This is a genomic window from uncultured Methanobrevibacter sp. (genome assembly GCF_900316895.1).
Lineage (GTDB): Archaea > Methanobacteriota > Methanobacteria > Methanobacteriales > Methanobacteriaceae > Methanocatella.
The window spans coordinates 27,176-44,551 of the sequence record NZ_ONER01000007.1 but is presented as its reverse complement, the minus strand read 5'-3'; the positions used below and the strand labels follow the sequence as shown (position 1 = coordinate 44,551).

Here is a 17,376-nt window from a genome sequence, read left to right as displayed (position 1 = left end):
GTCAAGGAAAATCCACATATTATTATGAATGGAAATGCTTTGACGAAAAAATAGGCATGGCCTAAGAATCTCCGGCTTCTACAAGCCGGAGAGGTTCAATATATAAATGGAACGTATCTTAGGATACAAATCATACGTAAGTGATTTGGATTGTTCTAATTTTTTCATGTCATGATTATATGGCCATTTGTGAGTTTATATGATGAAGTAAATTTTACGAAGTTAAAGCAATATTTCACCTTTAAAACAATTTTTAGGTCTTTATTAATAGATGTGTTTCAATGTCTATCTGTTCGAACATGTGTAAAACATGTTGTAGACATTGGATTTTTCTATTTTAACTTATTTTTTAATATATTCACATCATCTTATTAACTATTTAAATATGCTCATCCAAATTATTATTATGGATATTCTAAAAAAATTTAAAGGCTTGTTGATTGAAAGCTTAAAAGACAATAAGAAATTAATCATTGGGTTATATGTATTCTTTATAATCTGTATTGTAGGAGCATGGATTCTGTCTGCGGGCCCTATTGGCGCCACATTATCTGAATTTCAGAACATGTCATCATCAACTCCTGCTGCGATGCAAAACGCAAGTGCTGTTGACCTTTTCATAAATAACGAATATAGCGGCATCCTGGTATATGTCGGATCCATATTCATTGGGATTCCGGCAATTGTTTCATTGCTCTACAATGGAATCAATATGGGATTAATTGGACAATTGTTCAGTCAAGTGTTACCAAATGGAGGTATGAAATTCATCGTCTACCTGATTCCTCATGGAATACTTGAATTGACCGCAACTGTCATTCAATCCGTGGCGGGGATATTGTTGTTCCTGTTCATATGCAGATTCATCAGGGCGATGATAAGCAGTGAAACCCATGGTGTTTCAGAGGCATTTGACAAATCAAAGAAGGCTTTGGTTCAAAGTGTGATACTAATGATTTTTGCAACCATACTGTTGATTATTGCAGCTCCTATCGAGGCATATATTTCAGTTCCTTTCTCAGAGTTGATTTTAGGAACCTGGTGATAATATGGATGATTTGTTTGATAATTTTGGAAGAATCAGGAAAAATGACCCTGAATTTCATGAGATATTCAAGAACTTCGCATTTGATGAAGTGCATGAATACTCAACATTATCTGAAAAGGAATCTGTTTTAGTGACATTGGCTTCCTTAATCGCTTGCCAGTCACCAAAGGCTTTCAAAAAAATCTTGCTTTCAGCGGTCAATAAATACGTCACACCCGAAGAGGTGAAGGAACTGCTCTATCAGTCAGTTCCCTATGTCGGCTTTGGCCGTGCCCATAACTTCTTTGGAGTCGTAATCAAGGTATTTGACAAAAAGGGAATTGAGATGCCTTCAGCTCCAAGGTCAAATACAACCTCTGAAAACAGACGCAAAAAAGGCCGTGAAATCCAGGACAGGTACTTTGGAGCTGAAATGATTCAGGCAATGAATGACAATGCTCCGGAAGGCCAAAAGCACTTCAACACTTTTTTGGAAGGATACTGCTTCGGGGACTTCTACACCCGTGACGGATTGAACGACTGCGAAAGGGAACTCATCACTTTTGTGTTCATCGCAACGTTGGGAGGGTGTGAAAACCAGTTAAGAGGCCATGTTCAGGGTAATTTAAGTGTAGGCAACGATAAGGAGAAATTGGTTTCAGCCATTACGGTTATTTTGCCATATATTGGCTTTCCAAGGTCACTGAATGCATTGGCTATTGTTAATGAGATTTGCAGTTAACTCGATGCAAATATTTTCTTTCATTTTTTTTAGCGTTACCTATTTTTTCATGATGCGATATGAACATATTTACATCGATATGCAAATATTTATATGTCATTGCTATTAAACATATTATTGTCAATCATGATGAATGAAGTGCAATTAATGATTTTTGAATAATTGAAAGTAAATAATAAATTACATCGAATAATAATGTTATTCATTTTGCTTTAAAATATTCGTCTGAATTATTGCATTTAATTTTTCTTGTTTGTATTATTTATATGGGAGAATAGTTATGAAATCTAATAAAATCGCAATTATTGCTATTATAGCTATTGTTGTTGCTGTTGTTTCAATTGGTTCCTGTTCTGCAGGTTTGTTTGACTTTTTAGGAGGAGACAATGCTACTGACGATAGTTTAAAAGGAGAAGAAGTTAATCTGGCTGCGGCAGCTAGTTTGAAAAACGCTTTTGATGAAAAGTTAATTCCAATGTTTGAACAAAAATATCCTGGTGTAAAAGTTACACCTACCTATGCTTCAAGTGGAGACCTGCAAACCCAAATTGAAAACGGTTTGCAAGCTGATGTGTTCATGTCCGCTTCCAACAAACAGATGAACGCTTTAGCTGATGAAGGTTTAGTTGCAAATGATACCAATCTTCAATTTTTAGAAAACAAAGTCGTTTTGATTGTACCAAAAGACTCAAACGCTAACATCTCTTCATTTGATGATTTAAAAAATGTTAAAGGCAACATTGCTATAGGTGATCCTGAATCCGTACCTGCAGGACAATATGCCAAAGAGGTATTGAACAACACAGGTATTTGGAATGATGTTGAATCTAAATTATCTTTAGGCACTGATGTGACTGCTGTATTAAACCAGGTGGCTCAGGGATCTGCTGACTGCGGTATTGTATATGCAACCGATGCAAAATCAACTGATGATGTTAAAGTAATTTGCGAAGCACCAGATAGCACTTTAAAAACTCCAGTTATATATCCTGTAGCTGCACTTAAAAACTCAACAGATTCAAACGCTACAAAAGCATTTATGGACTTCTTGCAGACCAAAGAAGCCAAAGACATATTTGTTGAATATGGATTCACAATTCATGAATAGATTTTCTATTCATGAAAACCTTTTTTTTAAATAAATTTTAATATTATATTGTTCAAATGAATAATATAGAAATTAACGGAGAAACTACATGATGGATTGGTCCCCTATTTTCATCTCAATGAAAACAGCAAGCGTTTCAATTTTGATAACCTTTTTTGTGGGTTTGATTGTCGCTTGGGGCATTGTAAAGATGAAAAACGACACGATAAAAATAGTGCTTGACGGCATTTTCACATTGCCGATTGTGCTGCCGCCTACAGTAGTGGGTTTCTTTTTATTGTATATTTTCGGTGTCAGAGGGCCGATCGGAAGTTTTTTCATAGACTTTTTTGCATTCAAAATTGCATTTTCATGGCCCGCAACGGTCATTGCAGCGGTTGTCATGTCTTTTCCATTGATGTATCGTTCCTCCAGGGGAGCATTCGAACAGGTCGACTCCAACCTGTTGGATGCGGGCCGCACTTTAGGAATGTCTGAATGGAAAATCTTCTGGAAAATATTGTTTGCAAATGCGCTGCCGGGAATCATCAGCGGAGGAATCCTTGCATATGCGAGGGGATTAGGTGAATTCGGTGCAACAGCGATGCTTGCGGGTAACATTGCAGACCAGACCAGAACACTTCCAATGGCAGTTTATTCGGAAGTGGCTGCAGGAAATATGGGAGATGCATTCAATTATGTAATATTCATTGTCATTATAGCATTCATAGCCATTTTTATCATGGATTTTGTTTCGTTGCGAAAGGAAAAGCAATGGAAATGAATTTAGAAATATCTGAGGAAGGATTATTATGGACAAATCATTAAAGGTAAATATCCAAAAGAAACTCAAGGAATTCGACTTGAAAGTTGATTTCGAATTGAAAAGGGGATGTCTGGGCATTCTCGGTCCTTCCGGTTGCGGGAAAAGTATGACACTGAAATCCGTTGCAGGTATTGTGAATCCTGATAAGGGCATTATAAGCTTAAAGACAAATGAAGAAACCACTTATTTTGATTCAGATAATAAAATAAATTTGAAACCTCAAAAAAGGAATGTAGGCTACCTTTTTCAAAACTATGCGCTGTTTCCAAACATGACAGTTGAGGAAAATGTTGCCTGTGGATTGTCCAAGGGCAGTGATGAAAAAAGGGTTTCTGAAATGATAAGGCGCTTCCATCTCGAAGGGCTTGAAAAAAGATATCCAAGACAGTTGTCCGGAGGCCAGCAGCAGAGAGTGGCTCTGGCACGTATTCTGGCATATGGTCCTGATGTGATATTGCTCGATGAGCCGTTCAGTGCAATGGATGCATTCCTAAAGGAGCAGCTGCGTTTGGAACTTGTCAGGATGCTTGATGATTTTGACGGATTTTCAATTCTTGTGACCCACGACCGTGATGAGGTGTTCCAGTTCTGTGACGACCTAATAATACTGGACAAGGGCAAGGTCATTGCACAGGGTCCCACCCATGAGGTGTTTGAAAATCCCGGAAAGGTTCAGGTCGCAAGGCTTACCGGATGCAAGAACATCTCCAGAGTCGAGATTATAGATGACTATCATGTCAAATCCATTGATTGGGGCGTTGAATTCGAGGTGTCTGAGAAAATTTCCTCTGGAATCACTCATATTGGAATAAGGGCGCACGATTTTTCAGCTGCAGGCAAAGATGAGGTGAACGTCTTTGGCACAAATGATTCAAGCAAGCTGGAAAAGCCTTTTGAATGGGAAATAACCCTGGCAAACGGTTTGTGGTGGAAAGTCGACAAGAAGATTCATGAGCATGATTTCGTCATTCCAGAGTATTTGAAGGTGGATCCTGAAAACATAATCCTGCTTGAGGAATAATTGATTTTACTTTAAATAATTGTTCTCACTTTGTAATATTGCTTTTTAATCAAAGGAAAATAATTTAAATGATTAAAATCAATAGTATTTTGACCGATATTATTCAAGTAAACTATTTTGAAAGGATGTGTTAAAATGGCTAAACCGATTAGACCAACACTTGAATTAGAAGGCAAGGATGCAATCGAATTTCTTGAATGGATGGAAGAACCTCCTACTGAAAAGGATAAAGAGTTTTGGAAAGAAGTTTATTCACAAAGAAGGGTCTTATTCTAGAGCATTAAATGGAGGAGTATTAAAATGGCTAAACCTATTAGTCCATCACCTGTAATTGAAGGTGAGGATGCAATTAAAATTGTTAAAAAGATGTATAAATCACCAAGTGGCGAATATAAAGAATTAGCTAAAGAAATCAGGTCTCAAAGATTTGTCCCTTTTTAAATATAATTTTATAGATTTTTTCTTTAAATCTAATTATTGCGATGGATTCGCAGTTCAATATTTAAAGCAACATTCCTGATGATTGTCAATCACGCCAATGGATTCAAGATAGGAATATATTATTGTCGGGCCGACAAACTTCATGCCTCTCTTTTTCAGGTCCTTTGAGATGTGTTTGGACAATTTGGATTCTGTTAAAAACTCGGCTTTAATTATTTCACCGTCTGTAAATCCCCAGATGTAGTCGTCAAAGCTTCCAAATTCATCCTGTATTTCAATGAACACCTGCGCATTGTTGACGGCCGCATTGATTTTTCCCTTATGGCGGATTATGCCCTCATTCAGCCGCAGTTCCTCAACCTTTGCCTCATCATAACCGGCCACTTTTCTAACATCAAACTCATCAAAGGCCCTTCTGAAGTTTTCTCTCTTTTTGAGAATAGTAATCCATGACAGTCCTGCCTGAAAAGACTCCAAAACAAGCATCTCAAACAGTTCCTTGTCGTCATGGGTTGGAACTCCCCATTCCTCATCATGATATCTTATATAAACTTCGTCGTTTCCTGCCCATGTGCATCGATTTTCGCTCATGAAAATACTTATCATAAATGTTATTTAAATATTTATTCAAGAATTGATGATTTTTCATGATTGAATACATTAATTAATTATTTGATTATAATATTATAATAGAGGTTGATTTGTATGACTAAGCTAGGTATGGGAATGATGAGACTTCCACTTTTGGATGAAAATGATCAGACAAGCATTGACATAGAACATGTTAATAAGATGGTAGATGCATACATGGATGCCGGATTCAACTATTTTGACACTGCATTCGTTTATCATGAAGGGGCAGGCGAACCGGCCTTCAAAAAAACCGTTGTTGACAGATATCCACGTGATTCATTTAAAATAGCTACAAAACTTCCGTTGTTTGTTATCACAGAGGAGTCCCAACTGGAACCGCTGTTTGCACAGCAACTGGAAAACTGTGGAGTAGATTACTTTGATTATTACATGCTTCATAACGTGAGCGGATTCACTGAAACCGCCTGGAAGAATGTTGATTTATACTCTTTTATAGAAAATAAAAAGAAGGAAGGAAAAATCAAGCACATCGGATTGTCCACTCATGGTAATGCTGAATTTCTGGAGGAAATCCTATTCGAGCATCCTGAACTCGAATTTGTTCTGCTTCAGATAAACTATCTTGACTGGGAAGATGAAAACATCGAAGCGAAGAAATGTCTTGAAGTCGCCAAAAAATATGACAAGCAGGTAATGATTATGGAACCGTATAAGGGCGGCTTTTTGGCCGATGTTCCTGAAGATGCTGAAAAACTGATGAAACAACACAATCCAGACAGGTCAGTTGTTTCATGGGCAATGAGATTCGTGGCCAATCTTGATGCATGCGTTGTCCTTACCGGTGCAAGCAATCTTGAACAGCTTGAAAACAACATCGAGGAATTCAAGAATGCGGATCCTTTGGATGATGAGGAACTCCAAATCCTTGATGAGGTTTCAGAAATCATCAACAGCAACATCACTGTTGACTGTACAAAATGCAGATACTGCGTCGAGTCATGTTCTGAGGAAATAGACATCGCAAGACTCTTTGATTTATACAACAAGCATAAAATGCTGAAAATAGATGAATGGACACAGTTCGGAAATGCCTATCTCAACTATTCCAAGCTTGATGGCGTGGGAATAGCTTCCGATTGCATCGAATGTGAAATATGCATAGAGGAATGTCCTCAATCCATCAATATTCCGGATGTTTTGAAGGATGTCGCAAAAACCTTCGAAACTGAAATCTACGGATTCGAAAATTAAGTAACTTTTAATAATATTAAACTATATATTTATTAATAGTTAGTTTATATGAGGATTTTATTATGATACCTGGCATGAACAAAAAACAGATGAAGCAGATGGAAAGACAAATGAAAAAGATGGGCATGAAAATGGAAGACCTTCCAGGAGCCCTTGAAGTCATAATCCGTTTTGAAGATAAGGAATTAGTCATCGATAATCCTAGTGTTAGTCTAATGAATGTGATGGGACAGGAAACCTATCAAATCGAAGGTAAGGCCCGTGAAGTGGAATTGGAATATGAAGTAGAAATTCCTGATGAAGATGTGGAAATGGTGGCTAACAGCGCTGGCGTCAGTGAAGATGAGGCAAGACAGGCTTTAGAAGAATGTAAAGGCGACCTTGCAGAAGCCATCATGAAATTGAATCAATAGATAACATGACTTTGATTGCACACATTTCCGATTTGCACATTTCCGATGCAACCTTTGATGAGGAAATGTTCATAAAGGCCGTGAATGAGATTAACAATTTGCAGCCGGACATGATAATCTTAACAGGGGATTTGACCGAACACGGTTATTATGTCGAATTTGAAAAGGCAACAAAATATTTGGAAATGTTTGAAGCCCCATTATTTGCAGTTCCGGGAAATCATGATGCCCGTAATCTTGGTTATCAGACATTTGAAGAGTTGGTCGGTGAAAAAAGCTGGAAATTAACAATGGATGGTAATTTCACAGTAATGGGACTTGACAGCAGCTCTCCAGATGAGGACAAGGGGCATGTCGGAACCCCTCAGCACATGTGGCTGGAACATCAGTTGGATGAATGTGTAATCAATGAAAATTTCTCCATTGTTGCTCTGCACCATCATGTTGTATCCATACCTCAGACCGGACGTGAACGCAATGTTTTGTCTGATGCGGGAGATATTCTAAAAACCCTGACAACTCATGAGGTCGATTTGGTCTTGTCCGGACATAAGCATGTTCCAAATATATGGAAAATAAATGAAACCCTTATTGTCAATGCAGGGTCTCTCTCCTCTTTAAAACTCAGAGGCAAAAATAAAAACTCATATAATGTTTATAACATCTCAGAAGATGAGATTGAAATCTATTTAAATGAAGTAAATGGCGAAAAATTTTTATTTGGAAAATATCCAAGAAATAAATTATAAATTAAATTTAAATATAAGAATAAAATATATATAATAAACTGAATTGAATTTTTAGGTGATATTATGAAAGTGGTCGTAGATGCTTCTAATGTAGCTCATCATGTTAAAAATGAGAACGGACAACCTCAAATGTCCAATATTCTTGCTGCTGTTAAAGCATTGGAAGAAAGTGAAGATGAATTTGTAATTATTGCTGATGCATCACTTCGTCATGATATTGATGATAAGGAAAAATTTGCAAAATTGCTGGAAAGTGACAATGTGGAAGAAGTTCCAGCGGGAAATGATGCAGATCATTTTATATTGGATATTGCAACTCGTGAAAAAGCAAAAGTCCTATCAAATGATAAATTCAGAGATTATGCTGCCGAATTTAGAAACATTGCCTCCATGAGAATACCGTTCATAATTGATCATGGCAGACTCACTTTTGGAAAACCGAAAAAACCTAAAAAGGATAAAAACATCTTACAGCACATTTGTGACGAAATTATCAAGGAATTAAACTTTAAAAAATGGGAAATCTACACAGGAAAAGAAGGTCTGGAAATTTCCCCATTAAACATAGCCAAACAGGCTATCATCCGTATCGACAATGAAAATAATGCAGAATCACGGTTGGAAAACATCTTTTCCAAAATACCTATGTTCAATAAGATTGTGGAGATGGTGGATGATGTGGAAATCGCCGCACCATATGTTATTTTCGTATTGGTACATCCTAAAGATTATAAGATTGCTGTGAAAAATGCAGGTAACATTTCAGTTACCATTGCAGACAGGTTAGGTCTTGAGAAAAAACCTTTAATCGCAGTAAGAAATGATTTGTTTACAAGACCGGGCACATTTGAATTGAACATACTGCTTGCAGATGAAGTTACTGAAACTGCACCATATAACATTCTAGTGCGCGTAAGCGAACATGATGAAGTGTTCATCAAAAGGAATTCAAGAAATATCGCAAGCACAATTGCCGGAAGACTTGGATCTTGGAAATTCCCATTTGTATCCGTAAAACCTGACATGCTATTGGAAAAGCCTGGTGATTTTGAAATAGAACTGGAAAGAGGAGGAGACTTGGATGGTTAATAGTTTAACTAGGTTTATTATCCGACTCACAACAAAGCTCAATCCGATTGCGGTGGGAACAAAATTTTTTCCAACAAACTCACTTGAAACTGAGTATGTGGAACTATTCAATTATACTCAGACCATTCTATTTGAGCTTGAAAAGGCTGAAATCACATCCGACTCCATCTTGGAAAACCTCGTTCGTGATGTAGGTGCCGAAAACCTTCCAAAGGATTATACTTTTCATGAATTGCAACCGGCGGAAAATAAGATTGAAGAATATGCGCTGGTAAGTAACATTATCATGGGTAGTGACCGTTATTTCTACATTGAGCTTCCGCATCCTTCCCGTTTGATTGACATTTTTGTCAAAATCATTCAAAACGAAAAGGGAGAAATTGTGGAAAAGACAGCTACAGAGCTTGTTGCAAGAATGCTAAGTAAAAACGATGCAATCCGTGTAGCTATTGAATTGATTGGAATAGGATTGTCTGAAGGAATTCCAATAATCTCTGCTGTGGGGATGACTGGTGCCGCTTCAATTGAAAGGGCAATTCATTATACTCAAAGTGTCGGAAGCTTTCCTGGAATCGCATTTACCAAATTAGGTGGAGAATATGCGTTGGTATTTGATTCACCGTTCCTTCTTCAGGAATCAAGACCGGTTGACCTGGAAAATTATCTGTTCATTGACTTGATTGATTCCACCAAATTCATCAACAAAAACGGAAGGAATCAGCTGGTGGAATTGATGACAGGAATCAAAAATTTCATCGAAACCGAATGTGAAGGAGAGCTCGAAGGCTACAGGGAAGGTGGAGATGACTTCATTGCAAAATTCCCTTCAAAAGATTTGGCGATTCGTGCAGGTCTTGATGCAGCATGGTTTGCATTGGATAACGGTGCAAAAATCAGGGCAGGTGTTGGAAGAAGCAGACGTGAAGCAGGAGAAAGGGCTCAGCTTGTAGACGATTTGGATTCAACTTCTCCATTGTCATTGGTTGTTTTTGAATTGGCCAACGGTTTATATGCTTATAATATTCCATCCGAATTTACAAGGACTCTCATTAATCTGGTGGAAAACGAGAAACCGAAATTGATTGGGGTATTTGCATTCGTATTCATATTTGCTTATGTGATGTCAATTTTGGGACTTGGAATGTTCAGTTTTATAGGGGTTATTCTGGCCCTAATTTATGCGGTTATCACTTAATCAATTAAGACGAGAAAAATCATGAGACGAAAAAAAGACGATAAAAGAGTTTTAAGATCAGGAAATGGTCGCCAAAATACTTCCAAAAGAAAATTTGGAAGAGGTAAAAATAAGTTCAATAATCGTCCGTCCAGGCCTATGAAGCAAAGGCAAAGAAAACCCAAACAGCCAAGAAAAAGCAGCGGAACTCTCATGTTCATTGTGATAATTGCATTGGTCGCATTTGTCATAGGTGCAGGAATGGGTGTATCTCTCAGTTTTGATGACGGTAATGACGGTCAGCCTCATTTTGAGAATGTAACAGAGGAAATGACTAAGAATATAACTGCAAATGAAGTCATTTATGATAAGGAAGTTGACGGAATAGACTATAACGAGAATGGCTCATCACTGATTGATACGCAATATATAAAAGAAAATGAAACATGATTTTTTGTGATTTTTATGAATTTTATTAAAGAACTTGATGGAGGATTTTCAGTAATTGAAAATCTTAAAGTATCAGGGGCTCGTGAAGGAAAATATGGTGTCACTATAATTGTTTCACCAAACAGCACTGCTTCAGCAGTTTTCACTTCAAACAAAGTGGTTGCAGCTCCTGTTAAGTACACTCAGAACGTTTTAAAAAAAGGCATCATTTCAGCTGTCTTTGTCAACAGTGGAAATGCCAACTGTTTTACAGGCCAACAGGGATTTAAGGACTGTGAGACATTAGTTGAACTTGTGTCTAAGGACTTGAAAATACCTAAGGATGAGATAGCAATTTCATCAACAGGGGTCATAGGACGTGAAATGCCTATAGACATCATTTCCAAGGTGGCTTATGAATCATTGTCAAAGCTTGGAAACGATCCTGAAAACTCACTTGCAGCCGCCAAGGCCATCATGACTACAGATACATTTCCAAAGGAATGCGCTTTGGAAGTCACATTAACTTCCGGTGAAACAGTCAGACTTGCTGGAATCACCAAAGGAAGCGGAATGATTGCTCCAAATATGGGTACAATGCTGTCTTTCATTGTAACCGATGCAGTAATTCCTGCAGATGAAATCAAAAAGGCACTCAAGGCATCAGCGAATATCAGTTTCAACATGATTGTCGTAGACGGGGATGAAAGTACCAACGATACATGTCTGCTGATGGCAAACGGTGCATCAGGCGTTGAAGTCGTAAAGAACGGTGAAATCGATTCAAACTTCCAGGAAGCATTGGATTACCTGTGCATCGACCTTGCCAAAAAGATGGCCCGTGACGGTGAGGGCGCTACCAAATTCATTGAAGCCAATGTCTGCAATGCCAGGAATGATGAGGATGCACGTCTTGCAGCAAAATCAATCATATCCTCTAGTTTATTCAAGTCTGCAGTATTTGGAGGAGACCCTAATTGGGGAAGAATTGTCTCAGCAATAGGGTACTCTGGATGTGATTTAAATCCTGATATTGTAACAATATCCATTGCAGATGACACTGATGATGTTGATCTTGTCAAAAACGGTGAAATCCTTGCATTTGAAGACACCCCTTATCTTGAAAGGGCCGAAAAGATAATGCAGTCTAAAAACATCACGAAAACAAATATTTTTTTGTTATAGATTTAATTCTAATTTTGTAATGATAAATTTTAAGGAGGGGAAAATATGGCAAAAGTTAAAGGAACTAACAGAAGAACCAGACAAAAAAGAAGTTATACCAAACCTGGTAGTAAAAGAGGAAGAGGAGTAAAACAAACCTGGAAAAAATAATCCTCTTATAACTTTTTTTTCTTATTTTAACTAATTTTTAAGTGTTGTTTACTAATTTTCACATTGACAATAATTATATACTATTTTTTAGATATTATTACTTAGGTGATAATATGATGATGCCTGAAAACGGACATAGGGCTCATGGATTTTCAAGCGCTTTTTTCCTGGATTCAGATGAAATCATTCAAGAGCTAAATTTAAATGGAAATGAGACAATTATGGATGCCGGATGCGGTGATGGCCATAATGCAATCAAAATTCTTGAAGATTACAATCACAAGGGAACAGTTTATGCAGTGGATGTCTATGACGCCTCAATTGAAGATATGGAAAAATACAAAAGCGAAAACAATGTTGAAAACCTGATAAATATCGAAGCAGACATTACTGAAGGAATTCCTGGAGTCGATGACGGATCCGTTGATGTCGTTTTGATGGTCAATGTTTTCCATGGTTTTAAAGCGTCAAGAAAACTTGATGAGGCAGTCATTGAACTTTCAAGAATCATCAAAAATGATGGAAAAATTGCAATCATGGACTATAAGGCTTGGGATGTTCCAAAAGGACCTCCAACACCAGTGAGATCTTCTCCTGAAGAGTTGGAACAACTGTTCAATAAACATGGCCTTAAAATGACCTATTTGAATGAAGAGATAGGCGAGGATATTCCTGAAGGAAAATCTCACTATTTAATCATGTTCCAAAAGGAATAGCTTTTTTTTGATTGAGAGTTTTAAACTCTCCTAAACTTTTTTTGAAAATTTTAAATACTATTTTTTAAAGATTATTAGTAAGGTGTAATTATGGAGCATAGACATCATGGAAAATCAAGTGCAAATTTCCTGGATTCTGATGAGATACTGACAGAATTAAATCTCAACGGCAATGAAACTTTTTTGGATGCTGGATGCGGTGACGGTTACATTTCTAAAAAGGCCATTGATAAATATCTCCCGCAGGGCAAGGCTTATGCTGTTGACGCTTATGCAGAATCTATCAAGGAATTGCAGGAATACGTTGATGAGAACAATATTGAAAATCTGATTCCTATCGAAGCAGACATTACCAAAACCATTCCTGGTGTAGGTGATGAATCTGTGGATATTGTTCTGATGCTTAATGTTTTCCATGGATTCAAGGAATCCAGCCAAAAGGAAGATGTCATTAACGAATTAAAAAGAATTACCAAATCAGACGGAAGGATTGCCATAATGGATTTCAAACCTATAGAAATGACTAAAGGTCCTCCTATTGATATCAGAATTTCACATGTCGAGATGGAAAAGATATTCAACCAATATGGCCTTAAAAGGGATCATCTGACAGTAGACATCGGTGAAGAAAATCCCCAAGGCAAATCCCACTACCTAATCATATTTAAAAAGGAGTAAATTCATATGATTTTTGCAGCGATACTTGCAGGAGGAATAGGTTCAAGAATGGGCGGTACAGATACTCCCAAACAATTTCTGACCTTAGGAAATAAGCCTGTAATTATTCATACTATTGAAAAGTTTGTAATCAATGAAAACATCGACAAAATAATCGTTCTGATTCCAAAAAACTTTATAAATCACACTAATAATCTTATCAATGATTATATTGGTGAAAATGATGACATAATTGTCATTGAAGGTGGCGAAACCAGAAACGACACAATCATGAACAGCATCAAATATATTGAAGACAATTTCGGCATCGATGATGAGTCAATTATCATTACGCACGATTCAGTGCGTCCATTTGTAACCCACAGAATCATAAGGGACAATATCGATGCGGCAAGAAAATATGGTGCCTGCGATACTGTCATACCTGCTACAGATACTATTGTCGAAAGCGTCAATGGTGAGACTATCGAAAGCATCCCTGTGAGGGATTATTATTACCAAGGCCAAACGCCACAGAGCTTCAATATAAAGAAACTTTTCAACTTAATCAATAGTTTAACAGAAGCCGAAACCAATATACTGACAGATGCATGCAAAATATTCACACTTAAAGATGAAGATGTACATCTAGTTGAGGGTGAAGTGACAAATATCAAGATTACATACCCTTATGACTTGAAATTAGCTAATACAATACTTGAGGATGGAAATGATTAACATTGTTTATAGGCTTAAATCCCCAAAATTTTTCGAGGAATCGATTGATGAGGTAGAGCTTGACGGAGTGGTCGTAAGGCCAACCTATCTTTCAATCTGCCAGGCCGACCAAAGATACTATCAAGGCTCAAGGCCTGCAGAGGTTCTTGAAGAAAAATTGCCGATGGCACTGATTCATGAAGGGATTGGTGAAGTGATATATGACAAAACAGGAGAATTTGAAGCTGGAGACAATGTTGTAATGATTCCAAACACTCCCATGGGGGAAGATGTCTGTAGAGCCAACTATTCATACAAATCCAAATTCAGGGGAAGCGGATTTGACGGTTTCACATCCGATTTGATAAAGCTGGATTCAAGCCGTGTAGTCAAAATTCCTGACGATTTCGATCCAAAAGTTTCAGCATTCATAGAACTTATAACAGTTGCCTATCAAGGCATTTCCAAGTTTTCAGAACTTGCAATAACCCCAAAGGATGCATTGGGAGTTTGGGGAGACGGAAACCTGGGTTTCATAACTGCACTTCTCTTGAAGAATAGGTTCCCACAATCCAAAATCATAGTTTTCGGAAAGCACCTTGAAAACCTGAACCTGTTTTCATTTGCAGATGAAATCCATCAGATACACAACGTTCCGGATGATTTGGTAATTGACCACGGCTTTGAATGTGTAGGATCAAGCGCATCCCAATCAGCAATCGAACAGATTATCGATTTAATCAATCCTCAAGGGACAATAAACCTCTTTGGAGTAAGCGAATATCCTATACCTGTCAATACAAGAATGGTTTTGGAAAAGGGATTGACACTCCAGGGAAACAGCCGATCCGAAAGGGAAGACTTTGTTGGAGTGGTGGAGACCCTCAAACAAAATCCTCAGCTGTTTGAATATCTTGAAAAGCTGGTTACAAACATATGTGAAATAAATACCCTGTCCGACTTGAAGGAAGCCTTTGATAAGGATTACATTTCACACTTCGGCAAAACCATCCTGAAATGGAACAAATAATCAATAGACCATATTCAGAATTTTTATGGATTCTGCCCTGAAATAGTTCCTCTCATGTCTGTTGCACATTACCGGAAGCATTTCAACGGCATTGATGTCATCACAGTCAAGGGCAATCTCGTTTTTAAGCTTGTTCTTGATGCGGTTTAAAATCAGATGGCAGATGTCGTCCTGTGAGCATGCAAGCTTTATTGTGAAATCGGAATCTGATTTCAATGGACATTCCCTGACGTTAACATTGATGTTTTTTGGGCATAGGATGTAGACTGATACCTTTTTTTGATGTTTTTCATAGAGATTTTCAGCAAATTCAACATATTTTGCAAGTTCTTCTGCATCAAAGTCTTTTAATTGGGTTTCAAAATCAATGTATTCTCCGTCTTCAGTTTTAAAGATGTCGCCTCCCGGATGAACCTCCTCATCAAGTTTTATTTCATGTTTTGGAGCGATGCATATTTTTCTTGTGTCGCTGAAGACTTCTCTTATAGTTCTTGTTTTATAATCGAATTCTGTTTTATTCATTTTCTTAACCTCTAAAATTTTACTTGTGTTTTCTATATTATTTTTCATCGCTTATAAAGGGTTAAGTTTTAAATTTGAGCAATTTAAAGAGGTTAAATCAATTTTAAAAACTAAAATCAATATTTTGGGATGGTTAAAATAGTGAAGTTTAAAACATTTTAGTGGAATGGTGATGGTATGCGGAATATATGCTAATTTCCGAATTTTTCTCTTGTTCTTTTAATCTCGTATCTTGCAAATGCATAGTTGAGTATGCTGGCTATTGCCCTTCCGATACATAATCCCAACCAGATACCAATCAAATCCATGTTTAAGAGGAATACAAACATGTAAATCAATGGAACAACAAAGAGGATTTCCCTAAGGATTGTAAACATCAGGCTGTATGTTCCCTTACCTATTCCCTGATAGAAGAAGCTTGAAGGTATTCCTATTCCAGTTAAAATCAGACATGGACATACCAGCTGAAGGTATTGTGCAATTCCCGGAACCAGATTTGCAGTTTCAGGAGTATATGCAAATATTGTAGCTAGAGGAGTTGCAAATATCACAAGTATTAATGTAATTGCAGTACCTAAAGCCAAACCGAACTTTGCACCGAACTTATGGGCTCTTGAAAGGTAATCTCCGTTTCGAGCTCCATATGCACTTCCGGATACTGCGATAACTGCGGATCCTATAGCTGTAAGAGGCATTATTGCAAAAAGGTATAATCTTTGGCCGGATGTGAATGTGGCTATTCCATAGTCTCCTCCGACCACGGATATTACGAATAGATAGATTGACATCGCAATCGCCATAATGAGCATGTCCAGTGCAGATGGAATTCCTACCTTCAAAATATCTCTTGCCAGCTTTGAGTTGAACTTGAAGTTTTTAAGGGTAACGTCAATGTATGTGTCCTTTTTAATCAGAATCCAGTATAAAATTATTATCGCTGAAATTGCTGAGCTCACGATTGTTGCAAGTGATGCTCCGGCTGAGCCTAAACCTAATGTGTATATGAATATCGGGTCAAGGCTTGCATTTAGGATGACTGTGGCAACTACGACATACATTGCACGTTTCATGTCTCCTTCGCCACGAAGGATTCCGCTGCATCCGTTTCCAAACATCAAGGCAACAAGACCTAAAAACAGTGGTGTAGCATAGGCAATAGCTTCTTTCAGTGTTTGTCCTGTTGCACCGTAGCTTTTAAGCAATGGTTCCTGTATTATGAGGAAAATGATTGTTAATGCGACTGAAGCTATCAGAAATATGAATAGGGACTGTGTTGCGGATTCAGTTGCCATTTCCTTGTTCTTTGCTCCAATGAATCTGGAAATGCTGCTTGTAGCACCGTTTCCAAGTCCGACGCTTGCTCCGTTCAAAATCATGAAAATAGGTGTTACGAATCCTATTCCTGCAATTGCAGTCGGTCCGAGGCCTGCCACCCATATTCCGTCAACGATATTGTACAATGCGGTTAAAATCATTGATATCATTATCGGAATGGCAAGTTTCTTTACTGCCCTTTCCGGCTCTCCCCTCATCAACTCAACGTTCTTATTTGCCAT

General features: G+C 37.6%; 21 protein-coding genes. 18 read left to right on the top strand and 3 right to left on the bottom strand.

The genetic code is table 11. The features are described from left to right. Positions 1-406 precede the first annotated feature (406 nt). The 7 genes from QZN27_RS01885 (at position 407) to QZN27_RS01855 (ending at position 5,144) form a co-directional block, all read left to right on the top strand. Entirely contained in the window at positions 407-1,045 is a 639-nt protein-coding gene (locus tag QZN27_RS01885) for a stage II sporulation protein M (protein ID WP_296782898.1), read from the top strand. Between the two features lie 4 nt (positions 1,046-1,049). After that, the gene (locus QZN27_RS01880; RefSeq protein ID WP_296782897.1) at positions 1,050-1,769 is read left to right on the top strand and encodes a carboxymuconolactone decarboxylase family protein; all 720 of its coding nucleotides are present in this window, start codon (positions 1,050-1,052) and stop codon (positions 1,767-1,769) included. 280 nt (positions 1,770-2,049) lie between these two features. Further along, positions 2,050-2,877 carry a molybdate ABC transporter substrate-binding protein gene (modA, locus tag QZN27_RS01875; protein ID WP_296782895.1) on the top strand — a complete coding sequence of 276 codons (828 nt, stop codon included), beginning with the start codon at positions 2,050-2,052 and terminating at the stop codon, positions 2,875-2,877. Positions 2,878-2,965: 88 nt separating this feature from the next. Continuing rightward, the gene (modB, locus tag QZN27_RS01870) at positions 2,966-3,640 is read left to right on the top strand and encodes a molybdate ABC transporter permease subunit (RefSeq protein WP_296782893.1); all 675 of its coding nucleotides are present in this window, start codon (positions 2,966-2,968) and stop codon (positions 3,638-3,640) included. A 28-nt stretch (positions 3,641-3,668) separates the two neighbouring features. Continuing rightward, positions 3,669-4,703, top strand: a complete 1,035-nt coding sequence (locus QZN27_RS01865) for a sulfate/molybdate ABC transporter ATP-binding protein (protein WP_296782892.1) — start codon at positions 3,669-3,671, stop codon at positions 4,701-4,703. A gap of 135 nt (positions 4,704-4,838) precedes the next feature. Continuing rightward, the gene (locus tag QZN27_RS01860; RefSeq protein WP_292600475.1) at positions 4,839-4,979 is read left to right on the top strand and encodes a hypothetical protein; all 141 of its coding nucleotides are present in this window, start codon (positions 4,839-4,841) and stop codon (positions 4,977-4,979) included. Between the two features lie 24 nt (positions 4,980-5,003). Next, positions 5,004-5,144 carry a hypothetical protein gene (locus QZN27_RS01855; protein ID WP_292600473.1) on the top strand — a complete coding sequence of 47 codons (141 nt, stop codon included), beginning with the start codon at positions 5,004-5,006 and terminating at the stop codon, positions 5,142-5,144. Positions 5,145-5,198: 54 nt separating this feature from the next. Here the strand turns inward: QZN27_RS01855 and QZN27_RS01850 are convergent, their stop codons facing one another. Continuing rightward, positions 5,199-5,735: a DNA-3-methyladenine glycosylase I gene (locus QZN27_RS01850; protein ID WP_296782889.1), complete on the bottom strand. Its 537-nt coding sequence runs from the start codon at positions 5,733-5,735 to the stop codon at positions 5,199-5,201. 114 nt (positions 5,736-5,849) lie between these two features. Here QZN27_RS01850 and QZN27_RS01845 point away from each other — a divergent pair, with 114 nt between their 5' ends. The 11 genes from QZN27_RS01845 (at position 5,850) to QZN27_RS01795 (ending at position 15,298) form a co-directional block, all read left to right on the top strand. Then, positions 5,850-6,989, top strand: coding sequence for an aldo/keto reductase (locus QZN27_RS01845; protein WP_296782887.1), 1,140 nt, complete (start codon positions 5,850-5,852; stop codon positions 6,987-6,989). A gap of 62 nt (positions 6,990-7,051) precedes the next feature. Beyond that, entirely contained in the window at positions 7,052-7,402 is a 351-nt protein-coding gene (locus QZN27_RS01840; protein WP_296782886.1) for a nascent polypeptide-associated complex protein, read from the top strand. Positions 7,403-7,407: 5 nt separating this feature from the next. Then, positions 7,408-8,151, top strand: coding sequence for a metallophosphoesterase (locus QZN27_RS01835; RefSeq protein ID WP_296782884.1), 744 nt, complete (start codon positions 7,408-7,410; stop codon positions 8,149-8,151). A gap of 63 nt (positions 8,152-8,214) precedes the next feature. Next, entirely contained in the window at positions 8,215-9,240 is a 1,026-nt protein-coding gene (locus QZN27_RS01830) for a Zc3h12a-like ribonuclease (RefSeq protein ID WP_296782882.1), read from the top strand. Continuing rightward, positions 9,233-10,435: a hypothetical protein gene (locus QZN27_RS01825; RefSeq protein WP_296782880.1), complete on the top strand. Its 1,203-nt coding sequence runs from the start codon at positions 9,233-9,235 to the stop codon at positions 10,433-10,435. The genes QZN27_RS01830 and QZN27_RS01825 overlap by 8 nt, the downstream gene beginning before the upstream one ends. A 21-nt stretch (positions 10,436-10,456) precedes the next feature. Beyond that, positions 10,457-10,864 (top strand): hypothetical protein, encoded by a 408-nt coding sequence (locus QZN27_RS01820; RefSeq protein ID WP_296782878.1) that lies wholly within the window; start codon positions 10,457-10,459, stop codon positions 10,862-10,864. Positions 10,865-10,879: 15 nt separating this feature from the next. Beyond that, on the top strand, positions 10,880-12,028 hold the full coding sequence (gene argJ, locus QZN27_RS01815; RefSeq protein WP_296782876.1) for a bifunctional ornithine acetyltransferase/N-acetylglutamate synthase: 1,149 nt from the start codon (positions 10,880-10,882) through the stop codon (positions 12,026-12,028). A gap of 263 nt (positions 12,029-12,291) precedes the next feature. Beyond that, complete coding sequence (locus QZN27_RS01810) at positions 12,292-12,894, top strand: class I SAM-dependent methyltransferase (RefSeq protein ID WP_296782874.1); 603 nt, start codon at positions 12,292-12,294, stop codon at positions 12,892-12,894. A gap of 90 nt (positions 12,895-12,984) precedes the next feature. Further along, positions 12,985-13,572 carry a class I SAM-dependent methyltransferase gene (locus QZN27_RS01805; protein WP_296782872.1) on the top strand — a complete coding sequence of 196 codons (588 nt, stop codon included), beginning with the start codon at positions 12,985-12,987 and terminating at the stop codon, positions 13,570-13,572. Between the two features lie 6 nt (positions 13,573-13,578). Further along, positions 13,579-14,289 (top strand): 2-C-methyl-D-erythritol 4-phosphate cytidylyltransferase, encoded by a 711-nt coding sequence (locus tag QZN27_RS01800; RefSeq protein ID WP_296782871.1) that lies wholly within the window; start codon positions 13,579-13,581, stop codon positions 14,287-14,289. Next, a complete protein-coding gene (locus QZN27_RS01795; protein ID WP_366208973.1) occupies positions 14,276-15,298 on the top strand; it encodes an alcohol dehydrogenase catalytic domain-containing protein in 1,023 nt (340 codons plus the stop codon). Before QZN27_RS01800 ends, QZN27_RS01795 begins: the two co-directional genes overlap by 14 nt. Here QZN27_RS01795 and QZN27_RS01790 read toward each other — a convergent pair whose 3' ends face one another. Both QZN27_RS01790 and QZN27_RS01785 read right to left on the bottom strand, forming a co-directional pair. Further along, positions 15,299-15,820: a hypothetical protein gene (locus QZN27_RS01790; RefSeq protein ID WP_296782867.1), complete on the bottom strand. Its 522-nt coding sequence runs from the start codon at positions 15,818-15,820 to the stop codon at positions 15,299-15,301. Positions 15,821-16,011: 191 nt separating this feature from the next. Continuing rightward, a complete protein-coding gene (locus QZN27_RS01785) occupies positions 16,012-17,376 on the bottom strand; it encodes an MATE family efflux transporter (protein WP_296782865.1) in 1,365 nt (454 codons plus the stop codon).

Excerpts from the sequence above, each read along its gene's own strand:
- modB (WP_296782893.1), top strand. The coding sequence starts at position 2,966 with ATGATGGATTGGTCCCCTATTTTCATCTCAATGAAAACAGCAAGCGTT.
- QZN27_RS01820 (WP_296782878.1), top strand. The coding sequence starts at position 10,457 with ATGAGACGAAAAAAAGACGATAAAAGAGTTTTAAGATCAGGAAATGGT.
- QZN27_RS01855 (WP_292600473.1), top strand. The coding sequence starts at position 5,004 with ATGGCTAAACCTATTAGTCCATCACCTGTAATTGAAGGTGAGGATGCA.
- QZN27_RS01800 (WP_296782871.1), top strand. The coding sequence starts at position 13,579 with ATGATTTTTGCAGCGATACTTGCAGGAGGAATAGGTTCAAGAATGGGC.
- QZN27_RS01785 (WP_296782865.1), bottom strand. The coding sequence starts at position 17,376 with ATGGCAAATAAGAACGTTGAGTTGATGAGGGGAGAGCCGGAAAGGGCA.
- QZN27_RS01825 (WP_296782880.1), top strand. The coding sequence starts at position 9,233 with ATGGTTAATAGTTTAACTAGGTTTATTATCCGACTCACAACAAAGCTC.
- QZN27_RS01860 (WP_292600475.1), top strand. The coding sequence starts at position 4,839 with ATGGCTAAACCGATTAGACCAACACTTGAATTAGAAGGCAAGGATGCA.
- QZN27_RS01850 (WP_296782889.1), bottom strand. The coding sequence starts at position 5,735 with ATGAGCGAAAATCGATGCACATGGGCAGGAAACGACGAAGTTTATATA.
- QZN27_RS01830 (WP_296782882.1), top strand. The coding sequence starts at position 8,215 with ATGAAAGTGGTCGTAGATGCTTCTAATGTAGCTCATCATGTTAAAAAT.
- QZN27_RS01790 (WP_296782867.1), bottom strand. The coding sequence starts at position 15,820 with ATGAATAAAACAGAATTCGATTATAAAACAAGAACTATAAGAGAAGTC.
- QZN27_RS01805 (WP_296782872.1), top strand. The coding sequence starts at position 12,985 with ATGGAGCATAGACATCATGGAAAATCAAGTGCAAATTTCCTGGATTCT.
- QZN27_RS01880 (WP_296782897.1), top strand. The coding sequence starts at position 1,050 with ATGGATGATTTGTTTGATAATTTTGGAAGAATCAGGAAAAATGACCCT.
- QZN27_RS01795 (WP_366208973.1), top strand. The coding sequence starts at position 14,276 with ATGGAAATGATTAACATTGTTTATAGGCTTAAATCCCCAAAATTTTTC.
- QZN27_RS01845 (WP_296782887.1), top strand. The coding sequence starts at position 5,850 with ATGACTAAGCTAGGTATGGGAATGATGAGACTTCCACTTTTGGATGAA.
- QZN27_RS01865 (WP_296782892.1), top strand. The coding sequence starts at position 3,669 with ATGGACAAATCATTAAAGGTAAATATCCAAAAGAAACTCAAGGAATTC.
- modA (WP_296782895.1), top strand. The coding sequence starts at position 2,050 with ATGAAATCTAATAAAATCGCAATTATTGCTATTATAGCTATTGTTGTT.
- QZN27_RS01835 (WP_296782884.1), top strand. The coding sequence starts at position 7,408 with ATGACTTTGATTGCACACATTTCCGATTTGCACATTTCCGATGCAACC.
- QZN27_RS01840 (WP_296782886.1), top strand. The coding sequence starts at position 7,052 with ATGATACCTGGCATGAACAAAAAACAGATGAAGCAGATGGAAAGACAA.
- QZN27_RS01810 (WP_296782874.1), top strand. The coding sequence starts at position 12,292 with ATGATGATGCCTGAAAACGGACATAGGGCTCATGGATTTTCAAGCGCT.
- argJ (WP_296782876.1), top strand. The coding sequence starts at position 10,880 with ATGAATTTTATTAAAGAACTTGATGGAGGATTTTCAGTAATTGAAAAT.
- QZN27_RS01885 (WP_296782898.1), top strand. The coding sequence starts at position 407 with ATGGATATTCTAAAAAAATTTAAAGGCTTGTTGATTGAAAGCTTAAAA.